Here is an 11800-nt window from a genome sequence, read left to right on the forward strand (position 1 = left end):
TGCCATCTTGACCGGGGCTTCGCAGGTAATCGAGAACGGCACTTCCTTGGTGTCGAGAACCTTGTTGGCGCCTGTGGCCAGGGAGCCGGCGGCGATGTTGCCGTAGTCGACCACGGCCGAACCGGCGCCGATGGTGGGGGTGCAGGCAACCGGCTTGATCACGCCGGTGACCTTCAGTTCGGTAGTGGGGCCGGCCGAGGCGGCCGCAGAGGCCAGGGCGGCGATGGCGATGAAAGCGGAGCGGGCGATGACGTTTTGCATGATTTTCCTCGATTCGATATGGAGTTGGATTCATGTGCATCGCGCTGTTGCCGACTTCGTTTGCTTGATGCAGTGACGTCAGTTTGCCTATTTGACTCTCGCGTTTATATGAGAAAAGTCTCAAAAATCAGATTGATGAGAAGTCGATGCATTTAATTGTGTTGCCCATGGATGTTGTGAGAAATGCAATTTCCACAAGGTCTTTCTCGGGGCAGCATGGTCATAAGGCCGTAATAATCAGCTGGCACGATGTAATCGTTTTCATGCCATCGAGCGATTCCCGTGCGACCATCCATCAAGCAAGTAGCCAATCTGGCCGGCGTCTCTATCGCCACCGTTTCGCGCCTGTTGAACAAGCCCGGTTCGGTGAGCGCCGAGACTGCCGAGAAGATCCATCGCAGCATCGAGCAGCTTGGCTTCCGTCCCAACTTCAACGGACGCAACCTGCGCGCCGGCAATTCGCGCACCGTGGGCGTGGTGGTGCCGACCCTGTCGAACACGGTGTTCGCCCAATGCCTGCAAGGCATCGAACTGGCCGCGCGCGAGCTTGATTACTCGGTGATGTTCACTACCACCGAATACTTGCCCCATGACGAGTCGGCCGCGGTGGAGCTGCTGTTGAGCCATCGCGTGGACGGCGTCATCCTGACGGTGGCCGATGCCGGCGCCAACGCCACGCTCGACTTGCTGGAGCGCGAGAAGATTCCCTTTGTGCTGACCTACAACCAACTGGCGCAACCCGTGCCGGGAGAGCCGCCGTGCACGCGGGTATCTGTGTCGGTCGACAACCGGGCCGCCGCCTGCGACGCCGTGACGCACCTGATCCGGCTGGGGCATCGGCGCATCCAGATGCTGTCGGGCCGCTTCAATGCTTCGGACCGGGCGATCCAGCGCTATTACGGTTATCTGGATGCGATGCGGATGGCCGGGCTGGACCCGCTGTCCGCCATCGAAGTGGAGCGCCACACGTTGACTGCAGCGACCGACTATCAGCAGATGATGGCCGACCCGGCCCAGCGTCCCACCGCCTTGTTCTGTTCCAACGACCTGCTGGCCATGAGCGCCATGCGCGACCTGCGCGCGCTGGGCCTGCGCGTGCCGCAAGACATCTCGGTGATGGGTTTCGACGGCATTCCCGTGGGAGCCCTGATGGAGCCGGTGCTGGCCAGCGTGGTGCAGCCTTCGGAGCAGATCGGCGACGTCGCCTTGCGTACGCTGGTGGCCGCGATCGAGCGCGGCGTTATTGCCGGTGGCGATGCGCATGCGGCGTCTGCCGGCGGTATGCGGCACGTGTTGCCGCATGTGGTGAGGGCGGGCGGATCGGCCGCGTCGCCGGATCAGTCCTGAGCCCTTGTTGTTTGTATTTTCGTAGCGCCTTTGTCTTTGTCGTTCAACCTATTAAGAGAGGACCTGACATGTTCCTGAAACGTGTTGTTCAAACCGTCGCCGGCGCTTTGCTGCTGTCGGCTTCCGTCGCCGCGTCTGCACAGACCGCGATCTGCTACAACTGTCCGCCGGAATGGGCCGACTGGGCCGCCCAGATCAAGGCCATCAAGGACAAGACCGGCATCACCGTGCCGCCGGACAACAAGAACAGCGGCCAGGCCCTGGCGCAGCTGACGGCCGAGAAGGCCAGCCCGGTGGCCGACTTCACCTACCTTGGCGTCTCCTTCGGCATCGAGGCCAAGGGCAAGGATCTGGTCGCGCCCTACAAGCCCGCCAACTGGAACGACATCCCCAACGGCCTGAAGGATCCGGACGGCTACTGGTTCACCATCCATTCCGGCACCATGGGCATCATGGTCAACGTCGATGCCCTGAAGGGCAAGCCGGTGCCCAAGTCCTGGGCCGATCTGCAAAAGCCGGAGTACAAGGGCCTGATCGGCTACCTCGATCCGGCGTCGGCCTTCGTCGGCTATGTCGGCGCGGTGGCGATCAACCAGGCGTTGGGCGGTTCGCTGGACGACTTCTCGCCAGCCATCGCCTACTTCAAGAACCTGCAGAAGAACCAGCCCATCGTTCCCAAGCAGACCTCGTATGCGCGCCTGATCTCGGGCGAGATCCCCATCCTGCTGGGCTATGACTTCGACGCTTACCGCGCCAAGTACAAGGACAAATCCAACGTCGCCTTCGTGATCCCCGCCGAAGGCACCGTGACCGTGCCTTACGTGGTGTCGCTGGTGAAGAATGCGCCGCACCAGGCCGAGGCCAAGAAGGTGCTGGACTTCCTGCTGTCCGACCAGGGCCAGGCGATCTGGGCCAATGCCTACCTGCGTCCGGTGCGTGCATCGGCCATGTCCAAGGAAGCCGAGTCGCGCTTCCTGCCGGCGGCGGAATACGCCCGCGCCAAGTCGGTGGACTACGGCAAGATGGCAGAAGCGCAGCGCAAGTTCGGCGAGCGCTACATGGCGGAAGTGCGCTGATGCAAGCTGCAGGACAGGCGATGGCGGCATCAGGCCGGACACGGCGCAGCGGCAACGGTATCTGGCTCTGGTTCGCCGTGCCGGGGATGACCTTGTTCTGCGCCTTCTGGCTGCTGCCCATGGTGCGCCTTCTCGGCGTGGGGGCTTCCGGGCCGGATGGCGCGATGGCCTATCTCGCGGTGCTGACCAACCGCCATTACTTCGCCAGCCTGGTGTCGACGCTGGTGTTGTCGGCAGCGGTCACTGCCGCCACGTTGGCGATCTCGGTGTTCGTCGGCCTGTTCCTGCAGCGCAACCGTTTTCCCGGGCAATCCCTGCTGCTGGCCATGCTGACGTTCCCGCTGGCGTTTCCCGGCGTGGTGGTTGGCTTCATGGTGATCATGCTGGCCGGCCGCCAGGGATTGATCGGTGTCTTCACCGACTGGCTGTTCGGCCAGTCGCTGGTGTTCGCATATTCGTTGTCGGGGCTGTTTCTGGGCTACTTGTATTTCTCGATCCCCCGCGTGATCCTGACCGTGGTGGCCGGTGCCGAAAAGCTCGATCCTTCGCTGGAAGAAGCCGCCCGATCGCTGGGCGCCAAGCCTTGGCAAGTGCTGCTGCACGTGGTGCTGCCGGCGCTGTTGCCAGCCCTGATCTCGTCGGGTGCGATCTGTTTCGCCACCAGCGTCGGCGCCTTCGGCACCGCGTTCACGCTGGCGGCCAATATCGACGTGCTGCCGATGACCATCTATAACGAATTCACCGGCTATGCCAATTTCGCCGCCGCCGCGTCGCTGTCCATCGTGCTGGGTGTGATCACCTGGCTGGCACTGGCCTTGGCGCGTTCGCTGACCGGCAATGGCGTGGCCGCGGCGGCATGAGGAGGCCATGATGAAACGTAGCTCGCGCTTCTACCTGCAACTGGCCTTCACGCTGCTGGTGTGCGCCTTCCTGATCGTGCCGGTGCTGCTGTCCATGCTGGCCGGCGTGACCGAGAATTTCTTCGTCGGTATTTCCAGCGGCTTCACGCTGCGCTGGGTGGCGCAGGTGTGGGAGATGTACCAGCCCACCATCTGGCGTTCCATCTTCATTGCATTGGCCTGCCTTGTGGTCACGGCGGTTGTCGGTGTGCCGCTGGCCTACATGCTGGCGCGCTACAAGGGCGGCAACAGCCGCATCGCACGCGCCATCGAGGAACTGCTGATGATGCCGGTGGCAGTGCCGGGGCTGGCCACCGCGTTGGCGTTGATCATGGCCTATGGCCAGTTCCGCGCCTTCCGCGCCAGCCTGGTGTTCATCCTGGTGGGGCATGTGCTGTTCACCTTGCCGTTCATGGTACGTCCGGTGCTGGCGGTCATGCAGTCCTCGCAACTGGCGTTGCTGGAAGAGGCGGCAGCCAGCCTCGGTGCCGGCATGATGCGGCGCTTTTTCGGCATCGTCATCCCCAACGTCATGTCCGGCATCCTGGCCGGTGCGCTGATGGTGGTGACGCTGTCCATCGGCGAATTCAACATCACCTGGATGCTGCATACGCCGCTGACCATGACCCTGCCGGTAGGGCTGGCCGATGCCTACGCCTCGATGCGGCTGGAAGTCGGTTCGGCTTACACCCTGATTTTCTTTTTCATGATCATTCCGCTGCTCATCGGCATGCAGTGGGTGACCCAGGCGACACGCAAGAGAGCAAGTTTATGAAGCAACCAGTTTCGATCCGGCTGACGCAATGTGCCAAATCCTTTGAGAACGGCACGCGCGCGCTGCAGCCGCTTGACCTTGAAATCCGTCCCGGCGAGACGCTGGTGCTGCTGGGCCCGTCGGGCTGCGGCAAGACCACTACGCTGCGCATGATTGCCGGCCTGGAGTTTCCCGACCAGGGCGGGCGCGTGATGTTTGGTGACGATGACGTTACCGACTTGCCCATCGAGAAGCGCGGCGTCGGCATGGTGTTCCAGAATTACGCGCTGTTCCCCAACATGACGGTGGGCGAGAACATCGCCTACGGCATGAAGATCCGCAAGATCGCTGCCCAGGAACGTGCCGAGCGCGTGGAGAAACTATTGGAGATGGTGCACCTGCAGGGCTTGTCGCACCGCCGCGTCGACCAGTTGTCCGGCGGCCAGAAACAGCGCGTGGCGCTGGCGCGCGCCCTGGCGGTGGAACCCAAGGTGCTGCTGCTGGACGAACCGCTGACCGCGCTCGACGCCAAGCTGCGCGAAGCGGTGCGCAGCGACCTGAACCAGTTGCTGCGCAAGCTCGGCATTACCGCCGTCTACGTCACCCACGACCAGGGCGAAGCGATGGCGCTGGGCGACCGCATCGTGGTCATGGAGCGCGGCAAGATTTCGCAGATCGGCAGTCCGCAGGATATTTACTACTGTCCGGCCAACGCCTTCGTGGCCGAGTTCATCGGCGCCATGAACCAGGTCGATGGCATTGCCGCCGGCGGGCGCTTGCAGTTACCGGCAGGCAGCCTGCCATTGCCGGATAATGTAGCCGATGGCCAGCCGGCGACCGCCATGTTCCGTCCGGAAGATGTACAGGTGCTGGAGGCTGAGGACGCCGCCGGCGATACGCTGCGCGGCACTATCGTCAACACCTTCTTCATGGGCGACCGCACGCGTTTCGAGATCGATATCGGCACCGGCCGCCCGGTGATCGTGGAAACCAGCAAGCGCGGGCTGTGGCAACCGGGCCAGAGCGTCGCGCTGAATGTACCGGCCGCGGCCTTGGTGAAGGTTCCGGCCGGCAAGGAGGCAGCATGATCCTGGGGCAACTCTCCGACTTGCACATCAAGACCGATGGCAAGAAATCATATCGCGTGGTCGATACCGCAGAGAGCCTGCGCCGCTGTGTGGCGCAGGTCAACAAGCTCAGGCAGAAACCCGATGCGCTGGTGCTGACCGGCGACCTGGTCGATTTCGGCAAGCCGTCGGAATATGCGTTTCTGCGCAAGCTGCTGGCGCCGTTGGCCATGCCGTATTACCTGCTGCCGGGTAACCACGATGAGCGCCATGCCTTGCGCGAGGCGTTTCCCGACCATCCTTACCTGCTTCAGGGCGGTGAGCGCATCGAGTATGTGATCGACGACCATCCCATCCGTATCGTTGCATTGGATACGGTGATCCCGCGTTCGAGCAAGGGCGAGCTGGCATCGGCCAGCCTGCGCTGGCTGGATGACGTGTTGGCGGCCCAGCCGCACAAGCCGACCGTGATCGTGATGCACCATCCGCCATTCGCCACCGGCATCGGCCACATGGACGACATCGGCCTGGCCCGGGCCGACGTGCAGGCGCTGGAGGCGGTGGTGCGCAAGCATCCTCAGGTCGAGCGCGTGCTGTGCGGGCATTTGCACCGCGCTATCCAGCGGCGCTTCGGCGGGACGCTGGCTTCTACCTGCCCGGGGGTGTCGCATCAGGTGCAACTGGATCTGGATCCGCAGGCGGCGTCATGCTTTGTGATGGAGCCGCCGGGGTTCCAGTTGCATTGGTGGGATGAGGCGTCGCATAGCCTGGTCAGCCATACTGCCTTTGTGGGGGAGTTTGAGGGGCCTTATCCGTTTTACGATGGGGACGAATTGATTGACTGATATCCAACTGCGCCGGAAAGTCAGGACTCAGTGTGGTCCGGCGCTCTATCTCACTTCCAAACCAGCTCTAGCATCGGCAATTCGTCATAATCCTCGCAGCGGTCGTTGATCGCCGTGCAGCAGAATTCCACATCCTCGACCAGGTCCGGCAGCCGTTCATGCAGTTCCTTGCTGCCGCTGATTTCGATACGCAGGACTTCCTTGGGCTTGAGGTGGAATCGGGTCATGCCATCCTCATCGCGCAGGTAAGAGAGGCAATCGACCCAGGCATCCATGTTGCGGCCGTAGAAGTCCGGGAAGCCGAAGGCTTGCGCGCTTTCGGTATGGAAGCTGTCCCAGTCGGTGATGCGGTCGCCCGCGAGTTGTACGGTTGCCATGGATTACTTGCCTGCTGTTTTGGTCGTGCCGGGTTTGGGATCGGTGACGAAGCCGAGCTTGGTCAGGCCGGCGCCTTGCGCGGCGGACATGACTTCGGCAATGGTTTCATAACGGGTGGATTTGTCGGCGCGCAGTTGCATGTCGGGCTGCGGTTGCTTGACTGCTGCGGCGGCCATGCGCGCGTCCATTTCTTCGGCGCTGACCGGTTGGTCGTTCCAGTACAGCTTGCCGGCGGCGTCGATGCCGACGGTGACGGTCTCCGGTTTTTCCGGCGCCGGCGCCGATTGCGCGGTGGGCAGGTCGAGCTTGAGCGCGTGCGTGAACAGCGGCGCCGAGATGATGAAGATCACCAGCAAGACCAGCATCACGTCCACCATGGGTGTGACGTTGATGTCGGCCATCGGGGCCGAATGCTGGTTGTCGTTGAAGCCGCCGAAACTCATTGCGTTCTCCTTCGCTGCTTATTTGCGCACGCCGCCGACGCGTTCGCCGGTGGTAAGGTAGGCGTGCAGGTCGTGGGCGAAGCCATCCAGCTCGGCCAGCACCACGCGGTTGATGCGGGTGAAGGCGTTGTAGGCCAGCACGGCGGGGATCGCCACCACCAGGCCCAGCGCGGTCATGATCAGCGCTTCGCCCACGGGGCCGGCTACCTTGTCGATCTGCACCGTGCCGCTGGCGGATACCGCCGCCAGCGCGTGGTAGATGCCCCAGACGGTGCCGAACAGGCCGACGAAGGGCGCGGTTGACCCGACCGAGGCCAGCAGCGTCAGGCCGCGTTCCAGGCGCGCCGAGACGCGGTTGATCTCGCGCCGCAATGTGCGGGTGATCAGTTCGTCACGGTCGGTGGTGGCATTGAGTGACGGCGCCGACTGCTGGCGCGTGCCGAGGTCGGCGGCGTCGGCGGCCCGTTCGGCCATCGGGGTGTAGATCAGTTCGCTGTCCGCGCCCTGCATCGCGGAGATGGCATCCGGCAGCGAAGGCGCCTGCCAGAACTGCTCCAGCGCGTTGCTGCCGCGGCGGATGCGCCAGGCCGCCCAGGCCTTGGACAGGATATAGAACCAACTGGCCACCGACATCAGCAGCAGCAAGTAAGCCACGGTGTGCGAAACGGCATCGCCTTGCGCCCAATAATGGGCAAATCCGACATTGGATTCCATATGGTCAGTCTCTTGGATGATCAGAAAAAAGGCCGCATGGCAGGCGCCGCTGCGGCGGATGGGACAAACTTGGATCGTCGTTTCACAAAAAAATTCGCTGCCGGACCCGGCAGGTGCGGCAGCGAATCTCGGTCATTGCATCCTCGCGGGCTTACTTGAAGCCCAGCACATCTTGCATGTCGTACAAGCCGGTCTGCTTGCTGGCCAGAAAGCGTGCGGCGCGCAGGCTGCCCATGGCGTACGAGACGCGGCTGGAGGACTTGTGCGAGATCTCGATGCGCTCGCCGATGCCGGCGAACAGCACCGTGTGGTCGCCGATGATGTCGCCGCCGCGCACGGTGGCGAAACCGATCGAGGAGGGATCGCGTTCGCCGGTCACGCCTTCGCGGGCATAGACGGCGACGTCGTCGAGCTTCTTGCCCAGCGCGTCGGCGATCACTTCGCCCATCTTCAGCGCGGTGCCGGAGGGGGCGTCGACCTTGTGGCGGTGGTGCGCTTCGACGATCTCGATATCGTAGCCGTGCGAGAAGTTCTTGGCGGCCATTTCCAGCAGCTTGAGCGTCACGTTCACGCCCACGCTCATGTTCGGTGCGGCCATGATGGCGGTCTTTTGCGCGGCGGCGGCAATGGCGTCCTTGCCCGGCTGCTCGAAGCCGGTGGTGCCAATTACCACCTTGACGCCATGCGCGGCGCAGTATTCCAGGTGTTTCAGCGTACCCTCAGGGCGGGTGAAGTCGATCAGCACGTCGGCGCCGGCCAGGCCGAGAGCCAGGTCGGATTCGATCTTCACGCCGGTGGACTTGCCCAGGAAGATGCCGGCATCGGTGCCGATGGCGGGGGACGATGGAGTGTCCAGCGCACCTGACAGGGTCAGGTCGTCAGCGCCGAGGATGGCTTCGATCAGCATGCGGCCCATGCGCCCGGAGGCGCCGGCTACCGCGATTTTCAGTGCGGTCATGAATCAGCTTCGGTGGTTATTGTTTGGCGGACGAGGGGGCTTCAGGCGAGGCCGGCTTGACGTCGCTATTATTGGTGAATGCCGCCTTGGCGCCTACTTTGGCATTGGTGATCAGCGTCAGGTATTCGCTTTCGGTGGGCAGGTTTTCACCGCCATCGACGTGCTCCACCAGGTCATCCTTGAAGAACACCGAGACGCGGCTGGACATGATTTCACCATTGCCTTTGGCCAGGCGGAAGTCATAATCCCAGCGGTTGGAGTGGAACATGTCGTTCAGCAGCGGCGTGCCCAGTACGAAGCGCACCTGGTCGCGCGTCAGGCCGGGGCGCACTTGGGCGACCATTTCCTTGGAAACGAAGTTGCCTTGCTGGATATCGATGCGATAGGGCTTGAGGAAGCCGAACAGGCTGTTGCTCTTGCCGGACACCTTCACACCCGATGTGTCGGTTGCGGCGGCTGCCTGTTCCGGCGCCTTGGTCGAGGAACAGCCGGACAGCGCGACGGTCAGCGCTGCAAACATGCCGAGCACGGCAATGAGGGAATGGGACTTCATTCGGGAAAGCATTCGCATAAAGATGTCAACCGGGTTGAGCCATAGGCCTAAAACACTATATGATAAAGCAGATAACCGGGAAATTAACTAACCATGCCTAATAATCCATCCGAACTCAAAGCAAGCGGCCTGAAGGCGACCCTGCCCCGCCTGAAGATTCTGGAGATCTTCCAGAACACGTCCGTGCGCCACCTGAGCGCTGAAGATGTCTACAAACAGTTGCTGTCCGACAATCTCGATGTCGGCCTGGCCACTGTCTATCGTGTGCTGACCCAGTTCGAACAGGCGGGCCTGCTGCAGCGTAACCACTTCGAGACCGGCAAGGCCGTGTTCGAGCTCAACGAGGGTTCGCACCACGACCACCTGGTCTGCCTGGACTGCGGCAAGGTCGAAGAATTCTTCGACGCCGAAATCGAAAAGCGCCAGGTGAAGATTGCCCAGGAACATGGTTTCGAGATTGCCGACCATGCCTTGGCGCTCTATGGTCATTGCAAGAACTGCAAGAAAATCAAGAAATAATTGATGTATCGCAGGTGAAGGCAGCAAGCTTTTTCCTGTTTTTACAGCAGCAAGAAAATGAAAAAGCCACGTGGATCCACGTGGCTTTCTTGTTTCCGGCATCGGAACGCCTGCAAATGGCTGGATATTCCCTGCCGTCAGTGCTGGCTCAGCGCGCTGGAGAGCAGCTTGGCCGTGATGTCGACGATCGGGATCACGCGTTCATAGGCCATGCGGGTCGGGCCGATCACGCCCAGCGTGCCGACGATGCGGCCATTCACCTCGTAAGGCGCGGTGACGATGCTCATGTCGTCCATCGGCATCAGTTGCGATTCGCCGCCGATGAAGATCTGCACGCCGGTGGCTTTGCTGGAGACATCCAGCAATTGCAGCAAGCCGGTTTTCTGTTCGAACATGTCGAACAGCTGGCGCAGCGAATTCATGTTGGAAGACAGGTCGGTCACCGACAGCAGGTTGCGCTCGCCGGAGATCACCACGTTGCTGTCGGCGTCCTCGCTCATGGCGTCGCTGCCGGCTTCGACCGCGGCCTGCATCAGCACCGTCATGTCGTCGCGCAGCTGGCGCAGTTCGCCTTGCAGGCGCAGCCGCACCTGGTCGAAGGACTGGCCGGCGTAATGCTGGTTGATATGGTTGGCCGCCTGGACCAATTGGCTGGGCGTGTAATCGACCTCGGTGAGCAGCATGCGGTTCTGCACGTCGCCGCCCTGGTCGACGATCACCAGCAGGATGCGCTTTTCCGACAGGCGCAGGAACTCGATCTGCTGGAACACCGATTCGCGCTTGGGCGTCATGACCACGCCGGCGAACTGCGACAGCGAGGACAGCACCTGGGCGGCGTTGGTGATGATCTTTTGCTGCGAGGAACTCTGCAGGCGATTCTGCAGGCGTCCTTCCAGCGCGCTTTCGTTGATCGTTTCCACCGTCAGTAGGGTGTCGACGAACATGCGGTAGCCGCGTGGCGTCGGCACGCGGCCGGCCGAGGTGTGCGGGCTGGCGACGAATCCCATCTCTTCGAGGTCGGCCATGATGTTGCGGATGGTGGCCGGCGACAATTCCAGGCCGGACAATTTCGATAGGGCGCGCGAACCCACAGGCTGGCCGTCGGCGATGTACCGTTCGACCAGCGCCTTGAGCAGAGTGCGTGCGCGGTTATCGAGTTGCATACGTCGTATTCTAACGACTTATCGGTGGAAAAGTCCGTTATGGCACGGAGGACGGCGCAATAACCTGTTCAAGGCCGCAGCATGTCATGCCTGCGGCGCGGTCTGGGCGTCCAGCCACAGGTGCAGCTCATGCAGGTCGCGGCAGACGGCGTCGGGCACGATGCCTGCCGGCAGTTCGCGGCCGAAGCGGTTCATCCACACTGCACGCAAGCCCGCCTGCTGGGCGCCTTGCACGTCCAGTTGCAGGTCGTCGCCGACGTAGACGGTTTCGGCCGGAGCCACGCTCAGCGCTTCGCAGGCGGCGTGGAAGATGGCGGCATCGGGCTTGGCGCGGCCGAAGCGGTGCGCCGCGATGGAGACGCCGAAATGGTTCGCCAGCCCGATGCGCTCCAGGTCGGCGAAACCGTTGGAGACCGTACCCAGCGTCAGTTTGGCTTTCAGGCGCTGCAAGGCTGGCTCGACATCGTCGAACAGCGCGACCGTACTGCGCGCCTCGGAAAACAGCGCCATGGCGTCGTCCACCAGCGCCAGGTCTTCGCCGTGCTCGCGGAACACTTCCGTCAGCGCGGCATGGCGCAGCTTCCACAAGTCGATGCGGTAAAGCGGATCGGTCTGCATCAGGGCCATGCGGCGTTCGCGCAGCGAAGCCACGGTATGGCTGGCGGTGACCTTGGGGGCATGCTGGCGCAGCCATTCGTAGAGCAGGCCTTCGGCGCGCACCAGCACCGGTTCGATCGCCCACAGGGTGTCGTCGAGGTCGAACAGCACGGCCTTGACGGCGGCGCGGGGGGCGGGAGAGGGTGGTGTATTCATTACAAAGTCC

15 protein-coding genes are annotated in these 11800 nt (G+C 62.6%); 7 read left to right on the forward strand and 8 right to left on the reverse strand.

Annotation, left to right across the window (positions count from 1 at the left end; translation table 11 throughout):
* The coding region (locus AKL28_RS22225) for a DUF1120 domain-containing protein (protein WP_156226444.1) at positions 1-261 on the reverse strand (261 nt) is incomplete at its 3' end.
* Between the two features lie 282 nt (positions 262-543).
* On the opposite strand from AKL28_RS22225, the gene AKL28_RS22230 reads away from it, so the two are divergent.
* From AKL28_RS22230 to AKL28_RS22255, 6 genes are all read left to right on the forward strand, one after another.
* On the forward strand, positions 544-1608 hold the full coding sequence (locus tag AKL28_RS22230) for a LacI family DNA-binding transcriptional regulator (protein WP_050470488.1): 1065 nt from the start codon (positions 544-546) through the stop codon (positions 1606-1608).
* Between the two features lie 68 nt (positions 1609-1676).
* Positions 1677-2684, forward strand: coding sequence for an ABC transporter substrate-binding protein (locus tag AKL28_RS22235; RefSeq protein ID WP_050470489.1), 1008 nt, complete (start codon positions 1677-1679; stop codon positions 2682-2684).
* 20 nt (positions 2685-2704) lie between these two features.
* Complete coding sequence (locus AKL28_RS22240; protein WP_156226445.1) at positions 2705-3544, forward strand: ABC transporter permease; 840 nt, start codon at positions 2705-2707, stop codon at positions 3542-3544.
* Positions 3545-3554: 10 nt separating this feature from the next.
* The gene (locus AKL28_RS22245; protein WP_050470501.1) at positions 3555-4358 is read left to right on the forward strand and encodes an ABC transporter permease; all 804 of its coding nucleotides are present in this window, start codon (positions 3555-3557) and stop codon (positions 4356-4358) included.
* A complete protein-coding gene (locus AKL28_RS22250) occupies positions 4355-5425 on the forward strand; it encodes an ABC transporter ATP-binding protein (protein WP_050470491.1) in 1071 nt (356 codons plus the stop codon). Before AKL28_RS22245 ends, AKL28_RS22250 begins: the two co-directional genes overlap by 4 nt.
* Positions 5422-6249, forward strand: coding sequence for a phosphodiesterase (locus tag AKL28_RS22255; RefSeq protein ID WP_050470492.1), 828 nt, complete (start codon positions 5422-5424; stop codon positions 6247-6249). The genes AKL28_RS22250 and AKL28_RS22255 overlap by 4 nt, the downstream gene beginning before the upstream one ends.
* Before the next feature lie 50 nt (positions 6250-6299).
* Here AKL28_RS22255 and AKL28_RS22260 read toward each other — a convergent pair whose 3' ends face one another.
* The 5 genes from AKL28_RS22260 to AKL28_RS22280 all read right to left on the reverse strand — a co-directional run bounded on the left by AKL28_RS22260 (position 6300) and on the right by AKL28_RS22280 (position 9295).
* Positions 6300-6626, reverse strand: a complete 327-nt coding sequence (locus AKL28_RS22260; protein WP_050470493.1) for a barstar family protein — start codon at positions 6624-6626, stop codon at positions 6300-6302.
* A 3-nt stretch (positions 6627-6629) separates the two neighbouring features.
* Complete coding sequence (locus AKL28_RS22265; protein WP_050470494.1) at positions 6630-7070, reverse strand: ExbD/TolR family protein; 441 nt, start codon at positions 7068-7070, stop codon at positions 6630-6632.
* A gap of 18 nt (positions 7071-7088) precedes the next feature.
* The gene (locus tag AKL28_RS22270) at positions 7089-7784 is read right to left on the reverse strand and encodes a MotA/TolQ/ExbB proton channel family protein (protein ID WP_050470495.1); all 696 of its coding nucleotides are present in this window, start codon (positions 7782-7784) and stop codon (positions 7089-7091) included.
* Between the two features lie 151 nt (positions 7785-7935).
* On the reverse strand, positions 7936-8742 hold the full coding sequence (dapB, locus tag AKL28_RS22275) for a 4-hydroxy-tetrahydrodipicolinate reductase (RefSeq protein ID WP_050470496.1): 807 nt from the start codon (positions 8740-8742) through the stop codon (positions 7936-7938).
* 16 nt (positions 8743-8758) lie between these two features.
* Positions 8759-9295, reverse strand: coding sequence for an outer membrane protein assembly factor BamE (locus AKL28_RS22280; protein WP_082221626.1), 537 nt, complete (start codon positions 9293-9295; stop codon positions 8759-8761).
* 93 nt (positions 9296-9388) lie between these two features.
* Here AKL28_RS22280 and fur point away from each other — a divergent pair, with 93 nt between their 5' ends.
* On the forward strand, positions 9389-9814 hold the full coding sequence (fur, locus tag AKL28_RS22285) for a ferric iron uptake transcriptional regulator (protein ID WP_050470498.1): 426 nt from the start codon (positions 9389-9391) through the stop codon (positions 9812-9814).
* Between the two features lie 137 nt (positions 9815-9951).
* Here the strand turns inward: fur and hrcA are convergent, their stop codons facing one another.
* Positions 9952-10977, reverse strand: a complete 1026-nt coding sequence (hrcA, locus tag AKL28_RS22290; protein ID WP_050470499.1) for a heat-inducible transcriptional repressor HrcA — start codon at positions 10975-10977, stop codon at positions 9952-9954.
* An 84-nt stretch (positions 10978-11061) separates the two neighbouring features.
* Complete coding sequence (locus AKL28_RS22295) at positions 11062-11790, reverse strand: HAD family hydrolase (RefSeq protein ID WP_050470500.1); 729 nt, start codon at positions 11788-11790, stop codon at positions 11062-11064.
* Between the last annotated feature and the right edge of the window lie 10 nt (positions 11791-11800).

The organism is Herbaspirillum chlorophenolicum (genome assembly GCF_001189955.1).
Lineage (GTDB): Bacteria > Pseudomonadota > Gammaproteobacteria > Burkholderiales > Burkholderiaceae_D > Herbaspirillum > Herbaspirillum chlorophenolicum.

Coding starts and splice junctions, on each gene's coding strand:
- AKL28_RS22235 (WP_050470489.1), top strand. CDS start 1,677: ATGTTCCTGAAACGTGTTGTTCAAACCGTCGCCGGCGCTTTGCTGCTG.
- AKL28_RS22240 (WP_156226445.1), top strand. CDS start 2,705: ATGGCGGCATCAGGCCGGACACGGCGCAGCGGCAACGGTATCTGGCTC.
- AKL28_RS22245 (WP_050470501.1), top strand. CDS start 3,555: ATGAAACGTAGCTCGCGCTTCTACCTGCAACTGGCCTTCACGCTGCTG.
- AKL28_RS22250 (WP_050470491.1), top strand. CDS start 4,355: ATGAAGCAACCAGTTTCGATCCGGCTGACGCAATGTGCCAAATCCTTT.
- AKL28_RS22255 (WP_050470492.1), top strand. CDS start 5,422: ATGATCCTGGGGCAACTCTCCGACTTGCACATCAAGACCGATGGCAAG.
- AKL28_RS22260 (WP_050470493.1), bottom strand. CDS start 6,626: ATGGCAACCGTACAACTCGCGGGCGACCGCATCACCGACTGGGACAGC.
- AKL28_RS22265 (WP_050470494.1), bottom strand. CDS start 7,070: ATGAGTTTCGGCGGCTTCAACGACAACCAGCATTCGGCCCCGATGGCC.
- AKL28_RS22270 (WP_050470495.1), bottom strand. CDS start 7,784: ATGGAATCCAATGTCGGATTTGCCCATTATTGGGCGCAAGGCGATGCC.
- dapB (WP_050470496.1), bottom strand. CDS start 8,742: ATGACCGCACTGAAAATCGCGGTAGCCGGCGCCTCCGGGCGCATGGGC.
- AKL28_RS22280 (WP_082221626.1), bottom strand. CDS start 9,295: ATGAAGTCCCATTCCCTCATTGCCGTGCTCGGCATGTTTGCAGCGCTG.
- fur (WP_050470498.1), top strand. CDS start 9,389: ATGCCTAATAATCCATCCGAACTCAAAGCAAGCGGCCTGAAGGCGACC.
- hrcA (WP_050470499.1), bottom strand. CDS start 10,977: ATGCAACTCGATAACCGCGCACGCACTCTGCTCAAGGCGCTGGTCGAA.
- AKL28_RS22295 (WP_050470500.1), bottom strand. CDS start 11,790: ATGAATACACCACCCTCTCCCGCCCCCCGCGCCGCCGTCAAGGCCGTG.